Genomic DNA, 19,184 nt, shown 5'->3' on the forward strand with positions numbered 1-19,184 from the left:
AATCCTTGTCCGTTACGACTGTCCCTGCCGTGTTCTTAGTTGATCCGCCTAATGTCATTACTCCTATTGGCCAAGGCGCAATGAGCCTTGATGAGCTCAATAATCGAATCATTCTTGCAGCTCATCAAGCCGGTTGGATTGACGATCAAACTTACTATGCCACCAGACCTGTTCAACCCGGCGTGTCACTCGCGATGTCAGCCCAAGAGCTTAACGAGAAGATATTGCAGGGCCCTGAGTTCCTTGTTCGCTATCTGCGTGCACAAGGAGGGTTATAACGATGAAAAAAGTATTCCAAGTATCGCTAATCGCCTGTGCGATTGGTTTTTCGTCTATGAGCCAAGCAAGCTTACAACAGGAGATGAACCAGTTGTTTGGTTCAATGACCAACAGCACTGCGCCTGGTGTATTCGAGAGTCAGCGGCGTGGCGTTATATCTGGCGGAAGCGTTGTTGTTCGTAACAGGATCATGAATGAGAACCTCGTCTCTATGGTGCCACCGTCATTCCAAGCCGGTTGTGGCGGCATTGATATGTTCGCTGGAAGTTTGTCATTTGTTAACGCGGATCAGTTTGTTCAGTTACTTCGCTCTGTAGCAGCAAATGCCAAAGGGTACGCATTCCAATTGGCGCTCAGTGCTATGTGTGAGAAATGTTCCCAGCACATGGAGACTCTGCAAAAGAAAATTCAGCAGTTGAACGAGTATTTTGGCAATTCCTGTCAAATGGCTCAGGGAGTCGTGAACGATACCTTGGCTGCTTTTGGTAAAAAGGGGCAAACAGAAGCCAGCATGTTGAGCTCACTTAAAGGGGCTGGAGACATTTTTACCAGTTGGAGTGAATCCAATGGTAAGAACCCTTACGAGAATGCTTCAAGTGTCGCGGCATCTGATGTGAACAAAACGATTAAAGGCAACTTGGTTTGGCGAGCACTGAAACGTCACTCGGCATCAAGCTGGTTTGCATCGGGGGATGACCGTTTTCTTGAAGCGGTTATGTCCGTGACGGGCTCGATCATCGTTGGTGATTTAGCGAATGCGGCTGATGGTCAAGGTAAAGCCCCAAAACTGACCAGACTGAATGGCAATAAAGTGACTATTGAGCATCTAATTCATGGCGGTAACGTCGCTATGTACCGATGTGACACAGTGACGCAAGACGGTTGTCTGAACCCGACAATTACTAACGTGACTCTTACTGGGTTATCAACCCAGGTAGAAAATTTACTTCTAGGTACAGGTTCTAGTAACGGCATTATTTTTAAATTTGCTCGAAATACAGGGGCAGCTAGCACCACTGAAAAAGCTTTTATGACCTCGGCTCCTGCAAGCATTGGCGGCATGATTCGAACACTTTCTGCATTAAATGAAGGGGCTGCTAGGTCGTTTGCTTCAAGAGCTGCGCCATTTATTGCTGTTGAGATGGCCCGAGCATTGGTTGAAGACATGCTCAATGCAGCTAGAAGTACCTCCGGTGTGGAAGATCATGCCTATGCGAAGTTATTAACGGAAGACCTTGAACGTGCACGTCGCCAAATCAATGAGGAGTACGCTGCGTTGCAGCGAAGATACGGCTCAGAGCAAGAATTGCTGGCGCATTTTAACCAGGTGATTCAGACCATTCGCAAACAGCGTTATTACACCGTTAAATCTACGGCACTGGGGGAATAGGTCATGTGGGAGATCTATTCCATCGGGGATTCGGCATTTTTAGAGCAGGTCTTGAACGCTGTCGCGATGATTACTGGTACAGGCGACTTTACTTCAATGGTTCGCATTGGCTTGCTCATTGGGGTATTGATGGTCTCTGTTCAGGCCTTAATGCAAGGCGGTCGTGGCATTAACTTTCAACACGTTTTAGTCTCATGGTTAGTCTTTGCAACCATGTTTGGACCCAGTACCCGAGTGAGCATTGAGGATGCGTACACGGGGCAAGTTCGAGTGGTTGATAATGTGCCCATCGGTGTTGCTGCCGCAGGTAGTACGATTTCAACTGTTGGCTTTCAAATCACGCGATTGTTTGAAACGGCGTTCTCAACTCCCGCCATGACGGAATACGGCTTTGCATCCAGTTTACAGTCACTGATTAAAGTGAGAAAACAGGTGATGGATCGCTCTGGGTTGGGTGATGCAAATCGTGTCGGCGGCTCGGATATCGAGCAATCGTGGTTTAACTACATTAAAGAGTGCACCTTGATTGGTATCGACATTGGCCAAAAGAACCTCGATCAGGTGCTGAGTGATCCTAACCCGATGACTGCGATTAGGTTTGATTCGCGCATTTATGGCACGCGCATCATGCTCAGTGGTAGCAGTAGCGATCTGGACTGCACCGATGCCTATAGCCAACTGAAACTCATGACAGAATCAACCTTCATTCCGAGGCTTAAACAGGTTCTGTCAGCCTCATTGGGGACTTCGTCAGCCACTGACACTGATGACGTGATCCGAAATGCACTAAATAACCTTGGTTTGGCTTCGGTTAACACCCAAGAGTACATGACCGCGTCAGTGCTTTTGCCTATTTATGAGCAAAGCGTGACCGGCAAGTATATGGATGATCAAGCTTTCACCGCCGCCGTTATGGTTAACCAAGCGATTGAACAGCGCAATACACAATGGGCGGCGGAGCAGACTCTTTTCCAAAGTATCGTTCGTCCGATGATGACGTTTTTTGAGGGTTTCATTTACGCCATCACCCCTTTGATGGCCTTTGTGATAGCCCTTGGCCAAATCGGGATGCGAATGGCTGGGAAGTACTTGTTAATCCTGCTTTGGATTCAACTTTGGATGCCTGTCATGGCCATCATTAACCTGTATATTCATTTAACCGTTGCAGGGAAAATGTCGGCTCTTGATGCCTTTGCAGGTACAGAAGTGCCATCTTTTGCCGGGATGATGCAGATGGATTCAGTGCTGCAAACCTGGATAGCTACTGGCGGCATGTTGGCGTCGAGTGTTCCGGCGATTTCGCTCATGCTCGTGTATGGCTCAGCAATAACCGCTACCCACTTGGCTGGTCGTCTTCAAAACGGTGATGCCATTGATGAAAAGCTGGCAAGTCCAGATGTCGTGAAAAATGCTCCGGTAATGCAATCACAGTCAATGTTCCAAAATTCAGCCCTTACGGGTTCTGCTATGACCGGCGCGTCAAACCTACTAAGCAGTTTCTCTGTCGGAAACGCAGTGGGTTCAATGGTCGGCTCTGCAAAAGAATCCATGACTCAGGCAACCCAAGCCTTTAGTCGTCAGGTTGGGAATACCATGAGTCGAACTTTTGGTGAAAAGCTAAGTTACGACAACCTGTCTTCGGTTGGACGTCAGATCGGCTCATCTAACTCCGCATCTAGCGCCGTTGTTAATCAGGTTACGGATGACCTGCAAACACGGTATGGTTTCGGAGACGATAAAAAAGACGCTGTACGTGGCTTGGTATCTGGCGTGTTATCGGGAGGCCTAAGGGTCGGTGGCGATGGAACTATTACGAATCCCGGTGAGAAAGAAGTTGCTGATAAGGGTTTTCTTGGAAGGCTTCTTGGCACTGGCGGCAATGATTCTCCACAGGGCAACTTGCCAGGAGTCGAAAAGCCAGACTCATCTCGTGTACCAAAACTATCAAGGGTACGAGCAGGCTTGGATTTAGGTGGTAACTTTAGTGGCCAAGTTGAGTCATCAGAGGGCAGTTCTCGATCTACGACCGCAAATACGCTCACTGGGGAGATGCAAAGCTTGGCATCAAGTGATTCACGACGTGCAGAGTATCGCGATGCAATGGTTAAGGACCTTTCAGATTCAAGACGTTCTGGCGTTGAAATGTCCTTGTCTAACCAAGACTATCAGTCTCTTCAGAGTTCAGCACAAGACGTTGTCACGGCATCAAACCGCTTTAGTGAGCTCGATCAGGCCAGCTACAGTCTATCAGGACAAAGGAACACGGATGGTTCGACGTTAACTCGATTAGCAGCGGATAATCCTGAAGTCATGGATTATTTAGGTCGCTATATGAACCAGCATGTTGAAGCAGGTAACCGATTACGTGAAAACCTTCCAATGTATCAGCGCTTGCTACCTGATGATAATCAGGCGTATGTGGCCGCAGCTATGGAGTCTTTAACCTATAGCAACTCCTCAACGCCCGCTGAACGAGACAATGATTATCAAGCAGCAATGACTGTTATGGCCATGGCTACCGGAGCCGATTTACGATCAATTCAACCGCGCTCTAATGAAGGCTTGTCATCAGCTGCACCTACTTTTGGTGGTGCTCAAAGCCAAGTTGAATCGGGTGTATTGGGCGGCTACGAGGATGCAGCAACAGTTCAAACTCAGTTCAACGCAGCTCAATCGGCTTACCAAACCAATCTGTCTGGTATAGATGGACAGTTGAATGCGCATCAGCAGCAAGCCCAACAGGCCGTAGCTACTGACACAAGTACCTATCAATCTGAACTAAACAGTGAAGCTGGATCTCAGTGGCGATCACGTATTATGGCTGATGATAGCGGAGTTTCTGGTGCTGAAATGTTCTTCAACAGCGCCAGTGCTATTGGTGATTTCAGTGGCAAGCATACTGATGCAGCTCTGCATACCCTGAATCACTTTGGCGAAGACTATGAGAGTTACAAAGAACAAGCGCTTGAAGATCCTGGCTCACGAGGTTTCTTGCACAACGCTACTGTGGCCAGCAAATCAACCTGGGATGGCTTAAAAGCCGCCGTTGATGCCGGAACCTCTTTGGAAAACCCATTGACGGCGTTTAATGATGCATACAGTGGATCGAGTTCGCAGTATGCCTCCGAAGTAAACTGGGGCACTAAGTCTGAAGCCATGTTGGCGGGGGCATTCGGTGCGGCAGTTAATAATCGATATGGTGAGTTTCTAGAGCAGTATGCTGATGATTTTAAACAGGAAGCATACAGCGAAGGGCAGAGAATGGGATTGACCCCGATTCAAAGTCAAGTTTTCGCTCAAGCTTTCAATGAAGGTTTGGCGGGGCGCGTTTTCAACTCTGAAGACTCATCGAGTTGGTCGCCTGAAATGCTTGGTCTAAGGGAGCAAATGCTAAATGAGTATCGTCAAAAGGATGAGAGTGGCGCTTACATCTCTGACAGTGTGTCTGATGAAGATAAAGCATTTGTGGATAAGCAGATTGCAGTGATCTCAAATGCATCCCTTGCGGGAGATTATGCTCAGAACAACTTGATCGATATTAGGGCATATAACCAGGCATCAGGAAATAAATAAAACAAGGAGTAGAAGCTCAAGGCTAACGAAGTTTTATGGCTTAATTACGTAGATAGGGATATATTTCTCCGTACTTAGATACGGAGAAATATAACACATGTACACAATTGGAAAATTAGCCGAACAAGCTAGTATCAATGTTGAGACTGTTCGTTATTACGAACGACGTGGTCTTATAGAAAAACCTGAAAAACCGCATCTAGGCTACCGACTTTATCCTTTGGCAACATTAAACCGAATAAAATTCATTAAACGTTCCCAAGATCTTGGGTTCACTTTGGAAGAAATCTCCAATTTACTCAGCCTTAATGACACTCCCTGTATAGAAGTGCAAGAAATGACTTTACACAAGCTTGCAAGTGTGAAAGCCAAAATAGCAGGTCTTCGCCGCTTAGAAACCGTTCTCACAGAATTATTGAATGAGTGTAATTCTAATACTAACCAATCCCACTGTCCCATTATTGATTCCCTACTTCCTGAAGATTAATAATGAGTCAAATTTTATCTTGACTCCGTAGTTGGGTACGGGGTTTAAGCTTGTTTTACTAAAGTACGATAAGTAGAGTGAGTTATGTCAAAAAGTAATCCCAACTTTCCAATCATCGGCGGTGTTATTGCCGCTATTGGCGCTGGTCTTTGCTGCGCTGGTCCTTTCGTCTTGTTGCTGCTAGGCGTGAGTGGCTCCTGGATTGGTAATTTAACCTTGTTAGAACCTTATCGTCCCATTTTTATCCTGCTGGTTTTAGCCTTATTTGGCTTCGCAGGCTGGAAGGTCTATCGCCCCGTCGAGGACTGTGAGCCAGGCACCGCCTGTGCAGTTCCTCAAGTGCGAAAACGTCGGCAGGTGATCTTTTGGTTAACGGCACTGACTGCGTTGGTTTTAGTCACCAGTAATTATTGGATTGTCTGGTTTGCCTGATGACGATTTCTAACCTTTTATTTTGATTAAATCTTTATGGCTTGCTCTTGGAGAAAATTATGAAAACACTCGCCCTAATGTCCCTGTTCGTACTGACCAGCCTGAACGCTTTAGCTGCCCCGAAAACAGTTACTTTGGAAGTCCCAACCATGAACTGTGTGACCTGTCCCTTTACCGTGGAAAAAGCCTTACAAAAAGTCGATGGCGTCAGTAAAGCCGAAGTGACCTTTAAGACCAAACTGGCGGTGGTCACCTTCGACGACGAAAAAACCACGGTAAAAGCACTGACCGAAGCCACCACTAACGCGGGTTATCCGTCAACGCTCAAGGAGTAAAGCATAGAAATGCTAATACGGTTACTGACCCGGTTCGGCGATAAGATTAGCTCATTGGGCGCGCTGGTTTCTGCTATGGGATGCGCCATGTGTTTCCCGGCCATTGCCAGTCTGGGCGCTGCGGTAGGACTGGGTTTTCTCAGCCAATGGGAAGGTCTGTTTGTTAGCACGCTATTACCCCTGTTTGCCTGGATTGCCTTGGTACTCAACGGACTTGGCTGGTTCAGCCACCGGCAATGGCACCGTAGTGCGCTGGGTGTGGCCGGCCCCATTTTATTGCTGTTATCGCTCTATCCGTTTTTCCAGTACGGCTGGAGCAGCTATGTCACCTATTCAGCATTAGGCCTGATGGTTGCCGTATCGCTTTGGGATATTTTTTCACCGGCGAATAAACGCTGTGATGATGACAGCTGTGCTGTTTAACACGACGCAATGCCTGACTACTATTTGAGGAAAACGAATGATCTTACTATCGATAGAAGGGATGACCTGTCCAAGTTGCGTCGCCCACGTTAAAGAAGCACTCGATGCGATCGAAGGCGTTAATAAGGTTGAAATATCTTATGAAAACGCCAGAGCAACGATCACCACGAACGGTGGGGTCAGCGTAACCGTTCTCATTGGAGCAATAGAAGCTCTCGGTTATATCGCAAAAGAATCCACTGGCACTGCAAAAGAAATTACTTCACCGAACGACTGCTGTGACAACGAAAATGCAAGCAACACTGAAAGCAACCAAACTCAACACGTGGCGATTATCGGTACGGGTTCCGGCGCTTTTGCCTGCGCTATTAAAGCCGCTGAAGGTGGTGCCAAGGTCACTCTTATTGAGGGAGCCGATGTGATTGGCGGCTGTTGCGTGAATGTCGGCTGCGTACCCTCAAAAATTCTAATCCGCGCCGCTCAATTGGCTCAGCAGCAACGCAATAATCCCTTTACCGGACTGGAAAATCATGCGCCCCAATTGAGTCGAGCCTTGTTGACTCAGCAGCAGACCGCTCGGGTCGAAGAGCTGCGCGCGGCAAAGTACCAGAATATTCTGGAGACAAATCCTGCGCTTAGTTTACTTAAAGGTTGGGCGCAATTTAAAAATGCCAACACCCTGATAGTCAGAAAAAATGATGGAACCGAGCAGGCAGTTCACGCCGATAAAATCCTGATCGCTACCGGCTCCACGCCAACCATTCCTCCTATTGATGGTTTAACTGAAACACCTTATTGGACCTCTACCGAAGCGCTGTTTGCTCAGGAATTGCCGCAGCACCTGGTCGTGATTGGTTCGTCGGTTGTAGCGCTGGAAATTGCCCAGGCTTATCGCCGTTTAGGCAGTGAAGTCACCATATTAGCAAGACATACATTGCTTTATCGGGAAGATCCCTTGCTCGGTGAAAAACTCACCGGATGTTTTGAAAAAGAAGGCATTCGAGTATTAAACAGTACGCAAGCTACCAAGGTGACCCACGATGGAAGCCAATTTACATTGGAAACTAACGCGGGCGATCTACGCTGCGATCGTTTGCTGGTAAGCACCGGGCGACACGCCAATACTTGCCAACTCAATCTGGGCGCGGTGGGTGTTACGACCAACAAAAAGGGCGAAATCGTTGTTAACGAACGCATGGAAACCAATGTTCCCGGTATTTACGCCGCCGGAGACTGCTGCAACATGCCGCAATTCGTCTATGTCGCCGCGGCCGCCGGTAGCCGTTCCGGCATCAACATGACGGGCGGATACGCCAAACTGGATCTATCCACCATGCCAGCAGTGATTTTTACCGATCCCCAGGTGGCAACTGTTGGGCTCACGGAAGAGCAAGCCAACGCACAAGACATTGAAACCGACAGTCGTGTATTGGAGATGGAGAACGTGCCGCGCGCACTGGCGAATTTCGAGACCGATGGTTTTATCAAATTGGTGACGGAAAAAGCCACTGGCCGCCTGATCGGGGCGCAGATTCTGGCGCATGAAGGTGGAGAACTGATCCAGAGTGCGGCGCTGGCGATCCGCAACCGTATGACGGTGACGGAATTAGCCGACCAGCTTTTCCCTTACCTGACTATGGTGGAGGGTTTGAAGCTCTGCGCCCAAACCTTTAACAAGGATGTCAAAGAACTGTCCTGTTGTGCTGGGTAACGAACTTGAGTTGATCCGTATTCATTGATGGAAATGGCATTTTTCATTCGTAGTACGAAAGTGCCAATCAATTTTTTGAGTATAAGTAAAAAAGCAGTCAATTTACTATGACCTTGTTTTTTTAGGGAGGATAGATGAGCGACCATCTGCAAATTCGTTTACCCAGTACCAATATTTTTTTTCGCTCAGGCTTAGTTCTCGACCGGTATCTTTCAGTTGTCTTTGAAATAAATGGATTAGTCCGCTTAAGCCTAAGAAGGCTAAACCGACACATAAAATTGTCCAACTCGCTTGCCAATATGCGATTGCTAAAAACATAGTGGTGATGGTTATAAGGCCGATAGGACTAGCAATTGCTTTGAATCCCAAGTAGCTGAAAAAAACGATGGTGCAAATCAGAAATGGCAAAGCCGCTAACTTGGCAGATGCCGTTAATATTTCTGAGGGAAAAAAATGAGCCGCAGCCAAAGTCGCCAGAAAAAGCCCCAGTGATATAACCCAGCAGCGTGCTGGTAAAGATTTAAGTAATTTTATCATCTTAGTACTCTCAAAGTGCACGGGCGGTGCACAATCAAATCATGCATCAGCATTTTAGTTCTCAAAAAGTGCTCTAGTGGTTTGCTCGGCCATAATCTCGCACACAGGACATTTAAGCTGAATGCGCTGTTGAGATACCGTCAAATACAGACTGCCGCATCGACACCGGTGTAAGGATGCTAGCTGTGATCTTAAATCACGAGCTAGAACCCAACCTTCATTGATGGTCAGTTTTTTCCAGGGGATCTCAGCTGGAAGATCTGCTTCTTTTCTTGCAACCAAATACGCATCGTAAGCCTTCATCAAAGCATCGATATTTAATTGCTTGTAGACATTATCACCACCAATATTGACATAAAGCGCCATAAGCAGGGAGCCTTCAACTAATGCTCTTCTGCTTTTGACGATGGCATCAGATTCTGGCAATTGACCAGGACAAGGTGACTTGCCAGTCACTTCTTTGTGGAGCCTTCTGATAATGTGGATTGGCAAACCTGTATCGAGCGCGATAATGGTTGTTCGAAATCCGTATTTAATAAGCAGCGAGGCTCGGGTAAACAGCTCACTTTTGGACAGGTTATCAATCATGCATCCCCCTTGTTGTTTAGGGTTGATAATAAATAAGCGATTCTTGGGATACCTGTGCCTTTGCTCTTCACCATCTCAATCAGTTGGCTTTGGTTACCCCTTGGTTGAAACAGCATGAATGATGAGGTCGCCACTCGTTGCAGGTCGTCAACACCGGCATTAATAAGTGCATCCACCACGTCGCGTGTAAGTCCAAAGCGCAAGACCGCCTCTTGCGGATCAATGCGCGCCAATTCCCGTGCTGCGTGCAGGTACGCCAAGTTTAATTGATAGAAGTCTTGTTGATTGGTTGTCATTGACGGACCTCCAGTTCATGTAAAATATTGCGATAAATAGAAAGCACTCTTTGCCCATACCAGCGTGCACGCTCTTCGTTCCAACTGTGATAGCGGCCTATGCCAAGCTCTAAATCGTTAGGTGAAGACTTGATTGCTTCGGCCAAAATACTGGAGCCGACGGTAAGGTTGGTGATGGGGTCTAGCAGTTCCGCCGCTGAGCTCACCCGATGCCCATGCCAATGCAAATTGATTTGCATTAGGCCAATATCGAGCTGGTATTTTTCACTCTCTTGCAGTGCTTGGTTTAACAGTTGCTCCGCTTCTGTCTTAGATTTGGCGTAGGTTGCATTTGAACCATTGCGAATTGCGTATGGCCATGGACTGGTCATGTTAAGACCTCGATGTGAGGCCGACTCAGCCAAGGCAACGGCGTAGAGCATGACTGGATCAATACCAACACTTTGTGCTGCTTTTTCCCACTGATAGCCCGGAAACGCATAGACTGAAGTGCTTGCGGACATGGCTATCACTAGGGCAATGGTTTTTGCTTTAATCGTTTTCATTTTTGTCCTCTAATTGATTTCCGAGAAGCGCCTGAATGGCTTTCGGGCTTATTCTTTTTAATGGCACTGCGCTAAAGTCGGCGATGCCTCTCGTATAAACTTGTGCCGCTTTTGACCAGTCGCCTACGGCAACAGGCGCTTGCATATCAAATCCTTTTTGCTGGTTCTGATGGTCTGCAATACCCTGTAATAGCCTTGGGTATTCACCCACTTCGTCCCGTAGCAAGTAAGCCTGGTAGCGTGTTAAAAACTCTTTTTGCTTAAAGGGGTATTCCCTGTCATCAACCTTGCAGAGTTCAACCCATCCACCCATGTCTGAAATCACGCGGTGGATAAGCGCATCGTCAAACATCACGGATGTCCAAGCGCCAACCTGACGAACAGCCTTGTCAACTTTGTTCCAAGCAACCATGGCTCTTGAACCCGAGTTGCCATCGATATGCTTGATGACGTCAGCGGGCTTTGGAAAAAATTGCCCAGTATCCGGTGATTGAATATGCCGAGTCAGACCGATTCGCACTTCTTCAATGCTATAAGCACGAAGGGCTTCAAATGCGATGGATAGCAATTGCGGTGATACGCTTTTGCCATACATGGCCCAAGCTGCTCCCCAAACTTCAGCAAACTCGCGTTTATCAACCTCCTGCACTTGAACGAACCTCCCGAATACCCGGTCCGGCCCAGCTTTCAGCAATGCGGCGATTGCTTTCTTCAATATTCAATTGGTGATTGCTGCCCTTTAGGCTCGTCGATGATTGCTGTACTTCATCAATGCGAACGTACTCGTCTTCCCATTGCCGGTTTAAAAGCCAGTTATGTGGCATAGGGGTCTTAGTCCGATCTTGATACTGCAATCGGTTTTCTCGTTGCTCTTTCCAGCGTGTTAGCACTTCCAAGGCGAGTTCATGGTCTTCATTGAGGCCCATGCGTAGCCATTCTTCTTTGGCTTTCGCTTTTTTTTCTTTGCGTATTTGTACATCCCAGAAGTCTTCAAACTGTATGTGGTCAACAGTTTTAACTGTTGGTTTATTGCTTCCCTCAGAGTCATCCGACCGTTGAGAGTCCCTTACCGGGTTGCCATCAGGCATAAACAATGATGAAAATTCTTCTGGTAGCCGAGCTTGAAAAGCGGCAAGAGATTTCAAAAGTGATACCATACCAATGAAGTCGGCAGGTACATCTTTAAGCAACCGAAAGGCTGCTTTACCTTGGTTTGGGTTTTCGATTGGGTTGTGCTTCAGAAAGCTCCGAATCAAAGTCCAACCGGATTCCTCGCAACGAATGAGGAACTGATCTTGTTCTAACTCATTTAGAGCCTTGGCAACCTGTTGCTCATCCCAGTTCAAGTCAGAAGCGACGTAACCAATCGGCAATCGAAAGCAGCCAAGCAAATTACAATGTGGGCATGTAAGCAAATACAGTCCTAGCAACTTCGCTGAGTCACTCCAGGACAAAACGTTTTGCTTTAGCCAAAAGCGGGTATAGACCTTGCCATAATCACGCATGGAGGTACTCGCTTTTGTATTTACGTAAAATGCTGACCATTACTTGCCCTTAATCCTACTGGTTACTGGCTTTCAGCTCGCTTTGGCATTCGGGGTAGATGTCCGGTCTTAACTGAGATCGGGTTACCTGTCCTTGCGTAGCTTGTTCGATGGGTAAAACGAATTCAGCGGGAACACGCCCTGATTTATTCAACCAAAACCAGACGTTTTGCTGTTTTGAGTTGATGGCTCTTGCTAATGCTGATTGCCCGCCGACCAAGTCAATGGCACGGCGGAGATGTTTTTGTGTCGTTTTGAACACTTCCATACCGTCTCCTGTTACAATAATAACTGTTACAAGATTGAATGTTACAGTTTAAACTGTAGATAAGTCAACAGTTAAAATTGTTGAAAGACTACAGTTTTATTTGTAGAATGCGGGCTTATGAAAACTTTATCCGAACGACTAAACCATGCCTTGCAGCTTACTGGGGTAACTCAGTCTGAGTTGGCTCGTCGCATTGGTATCAAACAGCAGTCGATCAGCCAGATTTGCTCTGGTAAATCGGCTAGGTCTCGTTACACCATGCAGATCGCGGAGGCGCTTCGCGTGAATGCTCATTGGCTCGCCACAGGTGATGGCGAGATTGGCTTGGGGGTCGGTAATGTAGAAGTCGGGCCTGATATTAAGGGAAGAATTCCTCTCATTAACTGGGTTCAGGCCGGTGATTGGACTGAAATAGCGGAGGGATTTGCCCATGAAGATGCTGAGGAGTGGCGTGAAGTCACTGGGAAAGCACATGAGGGTTGTTTCGCACTTCGCGTAAAAGGCGACAGTATGGAAAATCCAAGCGGAAAAAAATCCATACCTGAGGGGGCAGTGATCGTTGTTGATCCTGAGTTACCTTACTCTTCAGGTTCATTGGTTGTTGCGCGTTTGGATGATTCGAAAGAAGCAACCTTTAAGCAGTTGGTTATTGATGGTGAACAGAAGTATCTAAAACCTTTGAACCCGCAATACCCTGCAATACCGATCAACGGCAACTGCACCATCATCGGTGTAGTACGACAAGCTATCATCGATTTCTGGTAGCGAAGGAATTTGTGGTTTAGCCACAGTTGTTCATTAGCTGAAGAAGCAACGATTGCAAACAGCTACAACTGAGCATTGGTGCACGCTGAGAGTAAATGGTAACCGATTAGATAACCATTGATTGTTTATAAAGTCAAGATCAGCGAAAATAGCGGCCAATTACGATTAACACGACGGATTTGACAAGCGAAGAACTGAAAAGAGAGTACTTCCAAAAGTGTGTACAAATCCGTGTACAAACTAAAAGAATTTATACATGGCAAACCAAGATTTTCTTAATGAAATCAATAAGCGAAGGACCTTTGCTATCATCTCCCACCCCGATGCGGGTAAAACCACCATTACTGAAAAACTGTTGTTATTCGGGCAGTTGATTCAGCAAGCGGGTAGCGTAAAAGGGAAAAAAGGTGATCGTATGGCTACATCTGACTGGATGTCGATGGAGCAGGAGCGTGGTATCTCGATCACCTCGTCGGTGATGCAGTTCCCGTATAACGGTCGAATGGTTAACCTGCTGGATACTCCGGGCCACGAAGATTTCTCTGAGGATACTTACCGCACCTTAACGGCGGTGGATTCTGCGTTAATGGTTGTGGATGGTGCGAAAGGTGTCGAAGATCGAACCATTAAGTTGATGGAAGTTTGTCGCCTGCGTGACACACCTATTTTTTCATTCGTGAACAAAATGGACCGTGAGATTCGTGATCCTATTGAGCTGCTCGACGAGATCGAGGAAGTTCTGAAGATTGCTGCTGCGCCTATCACCTGGCCAATCGAGATGGGGCCGCGTTTTAAAGGTGTTTATAACCTTTATACCGATACGATTCACGTCTTCCAGCCGGGCCAAGGTCATACTATTCCTGAAGATGTCCAGGTTAAAGGTCTTGAGAGTGATGAAGCAAAAGAGCTTTTAGGTGATATCTACGAAGACTTTCTTGATGAAGTTGAGCTGGTACGGGGTGCAACTCATGAGTTTGACCAAGAAGAGTTCATGGCGGGTAAACTGACCCCTGTCTTCTTTGGTACGGCTTTGGCGAACTTTGGTGTACGTGAAATGCTGAATGATTTCGTTGAGTGGGCGCCTGCACCAATGCCGCGTGCGACGTTAACCCGTGAAGTTGAACCGGCTGAAGAAAAATTCAGTGGTTTTATCTTTAAGATTCAAGCCAATATGGATCCGAAACACCGAGACCGTATTGCTTTCATGCGTATCTGTTCTGGTAAGTACAGCAAAGGCATGAAGATGCGTCATTCACGTATCAAAAAGGATGTGAAAATCGCTGATGCGGTAACCTTTATTGCGGGTGATCGTGAGAATGTAGAGGAAGCATGGTCGGGCGATATCATCGGTTTGCATAACCACGGTACGATCCAGATTGGTGATACCTTTACAGCTGGTGAAGAGCTTAAATTTACCGGTATTCCTCATTTTGCACCTGAAATGTTCCGTCGTGTGCGTCCGCTTGATCCTCTGAAAATGAAGCAGTTGCAAAAAGGTCTGCAGCAGCTATCGGAAGAAGGAGCCGTGCAGTTGTTTCAGCCGTTGAAAAACAACGATCTGATTCTTGGGGCAGTCGGTCAGCTGCAGTTTGACGTTGTTGTATTCCGCCTGAAAGATGAATACAAGGTTGAGTGTAAATACGAGCCGATCAGTGTGCAGACGGCGCGTTGGGCTGAGTGCGATGATGATAAGATGCTTTCTGACTTCCAGAAGAAGAATCACGACAACTTAGCTATTGATGGCAGTGGCCTGTTGACCTATCTGGCGCCAACTCGAGTAAACCTGAGCCTTGCTGAAGAGCGTTGGCCAGAGGTTGCTTTCCGTGCAACGCGTGAGCATTAAACTTTTGATGGGGACAGATTTAAATCTGTCCCCCCGTTCAATTTCTTGACCTGCCCTGCATAGAAATACCTCACTACTAGCTTGCTGCTTGCTGCTTGCTGCTTGCTGCTTGCTGCTTGCTGCTTGCAGTTTTGCTGCATAAGCTACACCTATGCAATTTATAGATACTCATTGCCACATTGATTTCCCCGTCTTTGCAGAAAAACGATCTGAGGTTCGAGAGCGGGCCTGTGATGTTGGTGTATCCGACATTGTTGTGCCTGGGGTAACCGCTGAAAAATGGACTACGTTACTTGATATTGCTGGTTCGCAGCCAATGTTTCATCCCGCTTTGGGTTTGCATCCTTGTTTTTTGGAACAGCATAAACCACAGAATTTGGTGCTATTAGATGAGTTGCTGAGTAGAGGGAACATCTGTGCTGTAGGTGAGATCGGCCTTGATCTGTTTATTTCAGGGGCGGATCTTGAGCAGCAATTATTCTATCTCGAAGGGCAGCTGGAGTTGGCTCAGAAATATGATCTGCCCGTGTTACTGCATGTCCGTAAAGCACATGATCAAATGTTAAAGAGTCTTCGATCAGCAAAGCTTTCTCGTGGCGGTATCGTCCATGCTTATTCTGGTAGTAGGCAGCAAGCTGAACAGTATCTCCAATTGGGTTTTAAGCTGGGTATTGGAGGGACTCTGACATATGAGCGGGCGAAAAAATTACGCAGTATTGTCGAGACTTTGCCGCTAGAAGGCTTTGTTCTGGAAACGGATGCTCCGGATATGCCTTTAGCAAATTATAGGGGTGAAATAAATTTGCCGCAGCGAGTGGTCGAGGTGGCTGAAGTGATGGCGAAACTTCGTTCCTGTCCGTTGGAATTTGTGTCCGCTATCACTTCCCAGAATGCCAAACAGATTATTAAGAGCCTGCGCTAAACATCTCTGTTTCGATATCAGTTAGTACTTTCCAAACAATTTTTGTTTTTTCATTTACAGGTATCTGGAAAAAGCGGCCCTCTTGTCCAATGGCTTTTGCTTGGTAGCTGTTGTCATTTGGCTGCTTAAGGATGCGCGTTAATGAAACAGGGTAGTTTGGACCTTTTACTTTTTGATTGTATGCCTTTTCAATCGGAACTAGTTTTGCTCTGGATGACACGATTTTTGTCATGTCTCTACATGACTTTGTATTCCCGAGGCAGAAAAAACGATACTTGGTATCAATCAGGTAATAGCTTGTGTCCGCTTCAGGTTTGTCGCGTGATGTTAGCGAGTCCATACTTACGCAGCCGCTAAGGCCTATAAGTGCTAGAAAAATAAGAGCGGTACGCATATTTGCTTCCTTTTATTTAATTCAGCTTCGGAGATCTTTAGCAGATATCATCAAATGGGTTATCTACATCCAGACTGATTGGGTTGTTGTAACCTGGTAACTCAATCTGGCGGTCACTAATTTTAAGATCTTCCCCCTGAAGGACATTGTTGTCGTAGAGATATATAGGATTAGCATCTCCACGCAGTGCTGATTGGTCATAGGCTGATGCAGCAGCGCGGGTTTGTTCTAGTTTATCTCTATAACAGCTCAACTGTTCTTTGCTGTAACGCTTCTCCAGCATGGAATTAACAACATGGGGAGCTAAAACTGGGGCGGAGGCGTTGTTGCCACCAAAGCCTTTAGAGTTCAGTAGAACAGAATCCATGCCGGTAACGCCTACCTCAATATGCTGATTGCTTAGCAGCAGATTGCTCTGATGCACATCTTCAGCAAATTCGGGTGTTGTGACGATGCCTGGAATATAACCATATTTCCAGACTCCTAGGGATGTGCTTAGCTGATCGCCACCTGCGGTGCCTTGAGAGTGCCCCAGATAGCATTTAACTGCTGCAACCGGCCAGTTCTGGATATCAAATGCTTTAGCGGTTTCGTTAATAACGTGAGACTCTGTTACCCGGTTTTGAGGGGTACTTGTACCATGAGCTTGTACAAAACTGCGTTCTTTAAGAGACTCTTCACCCAGCATCTTTTTGATCAAAGCGGCGGATTTTGCCAGGGTAATATAGTTACCAACGCCTGGAGCAGAGATTGACTTCTTGTGACCGTCAGCATTTACAAACACCTCAGGTACTGCTCCGTAAATTTCGGCGCCAAGCTCAATTGCTAAGTCATCGCTCATCATCAAGACGAACTGACTACTCTCGCCGATAGTAAAACCACAGTTATTACCAAATGGACGGCAGGCTTTACGGTAATCCTGTTCGGAAAGCTCAGTTAGATTATCTAGAGCCAGTAGAGCTTTGTCCTCTGCCAGGGCTCCCATAGCACGGAAGCCTTCGATTATTTCTGGGGTAACGGGGGCATCGCTGCCTCCGACAAGGACAACTTTACGGCGACCTGAACGGATATCATTTACGGCGCTGCGCAGGTTGTAGAGGAACGTTGCGCAGGCCCCAAGAGCCCCACCTGTTGTACCTACATTGCCGAGAACATATGCGTTAACAAAATCAGCAGGCATCTGCGCGTAACCCAGAGGCATCTGCTTAGATGTAGTGCGTTTACCTATGGCTGGAAATTTGGTCAGGCCTCCAAAACCATAATCGTCTAGCTGACCAATGGAGTTGCTGGCGTAAACTGCAATCTGGTCAGGGGCTACCTTTTCCGTAATCTTCTCAAATGGAATGCCAGTTGAAGATAGGGCATCCGAGGCCGCGTAAACTGTCATCTGCAGGTTGCGTGGATGGTTGCGAGATTGGTACAGCTTACCAGGGGTAAAGCCTGAAGGCAGCTGCCCAGCGGCTTGTACTGCAGCGGTTTTTGAATCCGGAAGAATGACGTCCATCTGACCGCTAACTTCTATATCGTATTGGCCAGGGGCTGTTTCTGTTACTTGCCAGTGTTCAGGGACATTAACCGGCATCTGACGTTTCCGTAATCGGAATTTCAGCGTATTGTCGCCACAGTTCAGGGACGCCTGCTTGTTGAACATAACCTGGTCAACGTCAAAACAGTCTTTTTCGATGCGGCGGATCAGAGTGCTGTCTAGCAATTGTGGCTCAAGTTCTTTGATAAGCCCTTCGATTGAGTACGTCTGTCCATCCTGAGTCTGGTATTGCCCATCTTCTGACGAGGCAAGGCCGGTCAGCATTGCTAAATCTAACAGAGTCTCAGCGCGACTTTCTGGATCCAGTTTATCAAGAATCAAGCGTCGGTAAGCGTGGTGAAATGAGGCGCGTCCAGCAGGGTTAATACCCCCAAAACCAACAATGACAGGAAGCTGGGACAATTCGTTCTCCTCAGGATGGATGTAACAGAAGTAATCAATATTCAGATCTATTCCTAAAACTGCTGTAGTAAACAATTGATAGCAGTGATGGCGAGATCCTTACCTTAAACAGAACATTTTATCGGTGTTTCATGAAACTGACTAGTTCGAAAAGAGTATTTATCTGCATAAGTCAGCGAATATTAAGTATTGAATGTATATTATCTAGGAAAGATTTTTCACTGGAGTGGTTATGAGAAAGTTTGTTGCTATTTGTGCTCTTGCGGCCGTCACTGCCGGTTGTCAGACAATTGACCCGTATACCGGTGAGCAGAAAGTTGGAAATACTGCAAAAGGTGCGGGTATTGGGGCTGCTGCTGGTGCTGTATTGGGTGCTGCGGTTTCCAGCAAAGGGGATCGTAAGAAAGGAATACTGACCGGAGCTTTAGTTGGCGGAGCTGTTGGTGGCGGTATTGGTTATTACATGGATCAGCAGGAAGCCTTGTTACGTCAGGAGCTGCAAGGCACCGGTGTTCAGGTGGAACGAGTGGGTGATTCAATTCGTCTCATCATGCCGGGCAATATTACCTTTGCATTGGATTCTGATCAGATTGCAGCCAATTTCTATCCGGTGTTGGATTCAGTGGTTAGGGTATTGGTTAAGTTTGATAAAACCGAGCTTAATGTTGATGGTTTTACTGATAGTACGGGGTCATTTGAATACAACCAGCAATTGTCAGAGCGTCGTGCAGCGCGAGTAGGGGATTATCTGGTAAATTCTGGGGTTGATCAGTTGCGAATTAATGCACGTGGTTATGGTGAGAGATACCCGGTTGCTGATAACGACACAGCAGATGGTCGAGCACAAAACCGCCGTGTTGAAATTAATATCAGTGGTCAGCGAAGCTAGTCTTTAAAGCTATAT

Annotated in this window: 21 protein-coding genes; 12 read left to right on the plus strand and 9 right to left on the minus strand. The window is 46.9% G+C overall.

The window, feature by feature from the left end:
- From traF to merA, 8 genes are all read left to right on the plus strand, one after another.
- Nucleotides 1-278, plus strand: a 278-nt coding sequence (traF, locus tag GY843_RS05960) for a conjugal transfer protein TraF (RefSeq protein WP_297307520.1), incomplete at its 5' end; no start/stop codon positions are given.
- Nucleotides 279-280: 2 nt separating this feature from the next.
- Complete coding sequence (locus GY843_RS05965) at nt 281-1,669, plus strand: conjugal transfer protein TraH (RefSeq protein ID WP_297307522.1); 1,389 nt, start codon at nt 281-283, stop codon at nt 1,667-1,669.
- Nucleotides 1,670-1,672: 3 nt separating this feature from the next.
- Nucleotides 1,673-5,242 carry a conjugal transfer protein TraG N-terminal domain-containing protein gene (locus tag GY843_RS05970; protein ID WP_297307523.1) on the plus strand — a complete coding sequence of 1,190 codons (3,570 nt, stop codon included), beginning with the start codon at nt 1,673-1,675 and terminating at the stop codon, nt 5,240-5,242.
- A gap of 97 nt (nt 5,243-5,339) precedes the next feature.
- Nucleotides 5,340-5,729, plus strand: a complete 390-nt coding sequence (gene merR, locus GY843_RS05975; protein WP_028867973.1) for an Hg(II)-responsive transcriptional regulator — start codon at nt 5,340-5,342, stop codon at nt 5,727-5,729.
- Nucleotides 5,730-5,813: 84 nt separating this feature from the next.
- The gene (locus GY843_RS05980) at nt 5,814-6,161 is read left to right on the plus strand and encodes a mercuric transporter MerT family protein (RefSeq protein ID WP_028867974.1); all 348 of its coding nucleotides are present in this window, start codon (nt 5,814-5,816) and stop codon (nt 6,159-6,161) included.
- 59 nt (nt 6,162-6,220) lie between these two features.
- Nucleotides 6,221-6,496 carry a mercury resistance system periplasmic binding protein MerP gene (gene merP, locus GY843_RS05985; RefSeq protein ID WP_028867975.1) on the plus strand — a complete coding sequence of 92 codons (276 nt, stop codon included), beginning with the start codon at nt 6,221-6,223 and terminating at the stop codon, nt 6,494-6,496.
- A gap of 15 nt (nt 6,497-6,511) precedes the next feature.
- On the plus strand, nt 6,512-6,919 hold the full coding sequence (merC, locus tag GY843_RS05990; RefSeq protein ID WP_196575170.1) for an organomercurial transporter MerC: 408 nt from the start codon (nt 6,512-6,514) through the stop codon (nt 6,917-6,919).
- 37 nt (nt 6,920-6,956) lie between these two features.
- Nucleotides 6,957-8,630, plus strand: coding sequence for a mercury(II) reductase (gene merA, locus GY843_RS05995; protein ID WP_028867977.1), 1,674 nt, complete (start codon nt 6,957-6,959; stop codon nt 8,628-8,630).
- Nucleotides 8,631-8,735: 105 nt separating this feature from the next.
- On the opposite strand, the gene eexR is transcribed toward merA, so the two are convergent.
- From eexR to GY843_RS06030, 7 genes are read right to left on the minus strand one after another with little or no spacing between them, the layout of a single operon-like run.
- Nucleotides 8,736-9,167: an entry exclusion protein EexR gene (eexR, locus tag GY843_RS06000; RefSeq protein ID WP_297307528.1), complete on the minus strand. Its 432-nt coding sequence runs from the start codon at nt 9,165-9,167 to the stop codon at nt 8,736-8,738.
- A 54-nt stretch (nt 9,168-9,221) separates the two neighbouring features.
- On the minus strand, nt 9,222-9,755 hold the full coding sequence (locus tag GY843_RS06005) for a FlhC family transcriptional regulator (RefSeq protein ID WP_000566755.1): 534 nt from the start codon (nt 9,753-9,755) through the stop codon (nt 9,222-9,224).
- Nucleotides 9,752-10,051 carry a flagellar transcriptional regulator FlhD gene (locus GY843_RS06010; protein ID WP_000210563.1) on the minus strand — a complete coding sequence of 100 codons (300 nt, stop codon included), beginning with the start codon at nt 10,049-10,051 and terminating at the stop codon, nt 9,752-9,754. Before GY843_RS06010 ends, GY843_RS06005 begins: the two co-directional genes overlap by 4 nt.
- A complete protein-coding gene (locus GY843_RS06015) occupies nt 10,048-10,596 on the minus strand; it encodes a lytic transglycosylase domain-containing protein (protein ID WP_025610846.1) in 549 nt (182 codons plus the stop codon). The genes GY843_RS06010 and GY843_RS06015 overlap by 4 nt, the downstream gene beginning before the upstream one ends.
- Complete coding sequence (locus GY843_RS06020; RefSeq protein WP_007105460.1) at nt 10,583-11,245, minus strand: DUF6475 domain-containing protein; 663 nt, start codon at nt 11,243-11,245, stop codon at nt 10,583-10,585. Before GY843_RS06020 ends, GY843_RS06015 begins: the two co-directional genes overlap by 14 nt.
- Complete coding sequence (locus tag GY843_RS06025; RefSeq protein ID WP_028867980.1) at nt 11,232-12,101, minus strand: hypothetical protein; 870 nt, start codon at nt 12,099-12,101, stop codon at nt 11,232-11,234. The genes GY843_RS06020 and GY843_RS06025 overlap by 14 nt, the downstream gene beginning before the upstream one ends.
- A gap of 55 nt (nt 12,102-12,156) precedes the next feature.
- Nucleotides 12,157-12,408: a helix-turn-helix domain-containing protein gene (locus tag GY843_RS06030; RefSeq protein ID WP_022609764.1), complete on the minus strand. Its 252-nt coding sequence runs from the start codon at nt 12,406-12,408 to the stop codon at nt 12,157-12,159.
- A 117-nt stretch (nt 12,409-12,525) separates the two neighbouring features.
- On the opposite strand from GY843_RS06030, the gene GY843_RS06035 reads away from it, so the two are divergent.
- From GY843_RS06035 to GY843_RS06045, 3 genes are all read left to right on the plus strand, one after another.
- Nucleotides 12,526-13,173 (plus strand): LexA family transcriptional regulator, encoded by a 648-nt coding sequence (locus GY843_RS06035; protein ID WP_000854920.1) that lies wholly within the window; start codon nt 12,526-12,528, stop codon nt 13,171-13,173.
- Nucleotides 13,174-13,429: 256 nt separating this feature from the next.
- Nucleotides 13,430-15,016: a peptide chain release factor 3 gene (locus GY843_RS06040; protein ID WP_297307561.1), complete on the plus strand. Its 1,587-nt coding sequence runs from the start codon at nt 13,430-13,432 to the stop codon at nt 15,014-15,016.
- 151 nt (nt 15,017-15,167) lie between these two features.
- Entirely contained in the window at nt 15,168-15,938 is a 771-nt protein-coding gene (locus GY843_RS06045) for a TatD family hydrolase (protein WP_297307563.1), read from the plus strand.
- Here the strand turns inward: GY843_RS06045 and GY843_RS06050 are convergent.
- Complete coding sequence (locus GY843_RS06050) at nt 15,922-16,332, minus strand: hypothetical protein (RefSeq protein ID WP_297307565.1); 411 nt, start codon at nt 16,330-16,332, stop codon at nt 15,922-15,924. The genes GY843_RS06045 and GY843_RS06050 overlap by 17 nt on opposite strands.
- Before the next feature lie 37 nt (nt 16,333-16,369).
- Nucleotides 16,370-18,280 carry a beta-ketoacyl synthase gene (locus GY843_RS06055; protein WP_297307567.1) on the minus strand — a complete coding sequence of 637 codons (1,911 nt, stop codon included), beginning with the start codon at nt 18,278-18,280 and terminating at the stop codon, nt 16,370-16,372.
- A 232-nt stretch (nt 18,281-18,512) separates the two neighbouring features.
- Between GY843_RS06055 and GY843_RS06060 the strand changes: the two genes are divergently transcribed.
- Nucleotides 18,513-19,169 carry an OmpA family protein gene (locus GY843_RS06060; protein WP_297307569.1) on the plus strand — a complete coding sequence of 219 codons (657 nt, stop codon included), beginning with the start codon at nt 18,513-18,515 and terminating at the stop codon, nt 19,167-19,169.
- Nucleotides 19,170-19,184 lie beyond the last annotated feature (15 nt).

The sequence above is a fragment of the Neptuniibacter sp. genome, from assembly GCF_024231755.1.
Classification (GTDB): domain Bacteria; phylum Pseudomonadota; class Gammaproteobacteria; order Pseudomonadales; family Balneatricaceae; genus Neptuniibacter.

Excerpts from the sequence above, each read along its gene's own strand:
- GY843_RS05965 (WP_297307522.1), top strand. The coding sequence starts at position 281 with ATGAAAAAAGTATTCCAAGTATCGCTAATCGCCTGTGCGATTGGTTTT.
- GY843_RS05970 (WP_297307523.1), top strand. The coding sequence starts at position 1,673 with ATGTGGGAGATCTATTCCATCGGGGATTCGGCATTTTTAGAGCAGGTC.
- merR (WP_028867973.1), top strand. The coding sequence starts at position 5,340 with ATGTACACAATTGGAAAATTAGCCGAACAAGCTAGTATCAATGTTGAG.
- GY843_RS05980 (WP_028867974.1), top strand. The coding sequence starts at position 5,814 with ATGTCAAAAAGTAATCCCAACTTTCCAATCATCGGCGGTGTTATTGCC.
- merP (WP_028867975.1), top strand. The coding sequence starts at position 6,221 with ATGAAAACACTCGCCCTAATGTCCCTGTTCGTACTGACCAGCCTGAAC.
- merA (WP_028867977.1), top strand. The coding sequence starts at position 6,957 with ATGATCTTACTATCGATAGAAGGGATGACCTGTCCAAGTTGCGTCGCC.
- eexR (WP_297307528.1), bottom strand. The coding sequence starts at position 9,167 with ATGATAAAATTACTTAAATCTTTACCAGCACGCTGCTGGGTTATATCA.
- GY843_RS06005 (WP_000566755.1), bottom strand. The coding sequence starts at position 9,755 with ATGATTGATAACCTGTCCAAAAGTGAGCTGTTTACCCGAGCCTCGCTG.
- GY843_RS06010 (WP_000210563.1), bottom strand. The coding sequence starts at position 10,051 with ATGACAACCAATCAACAAGACTTCTATCAATTAAACTTGGCGTACCTG.
- GY843_RS06015 (WP_025610846.1), bottom strand. The coding sequence starts at position 10,596 with ATGAAAACGATTAAAGCAAAAACCATTGCCCTAGTGATAGCCATGTCC.
- GY843_RS06025 (WP_028867980.1), bottom strand. The coding sequence starts at position 12,101 with ATGCGTGATTATGGCAAGGTCTATACCCGCTTTTGGCTAAAGCAAAAC.
- GY843_RS06030 (WP_022609764.1), bottom strand. The coding sequence starts at position 12,408 with ATGGAAGTGTTCAAAACGACACAAAAACATCTCCGCCGTGCCATTGAC.
- GY843_RS06035 (WP_000854920.1), top strand. The coding sequence starts at position 12,526 with ATGAAAACTTTATCCGAACGACTAAACCATGCCTTGCAGCTTACTGGG.
- GY843_RS06040 (WP_297307561.1), top strand. The coding sequence starts at position 13,430 with ATGGCAAACCAAGATTTTCTTAATGAAATCAATAAGCGAAGGACCTTT.
- GY843_RS06045 (WP_297307563.1), top strand. The coding sequence starts at position 15,168 with ATGCAATTTATAGATACTCATTGCCACATTGATTTCCCCGTCTTTGCA.
- GY843_RS06050 (WP_297307565.1), bottom strand. The coding sequence starts at position 16,332 with ATGCGTACCGCTCTTATTTTTCTAGCACTTATAGGCCTTAGCGGCTGC.
- GY843_RS06060 (WP_297307569.1), top strand. The coding sequence starts at position 18,513 with ATGAGAAAGTTTGTTGCTATTTGTGCTCTTGCGGCCGTCACTGCCGGT.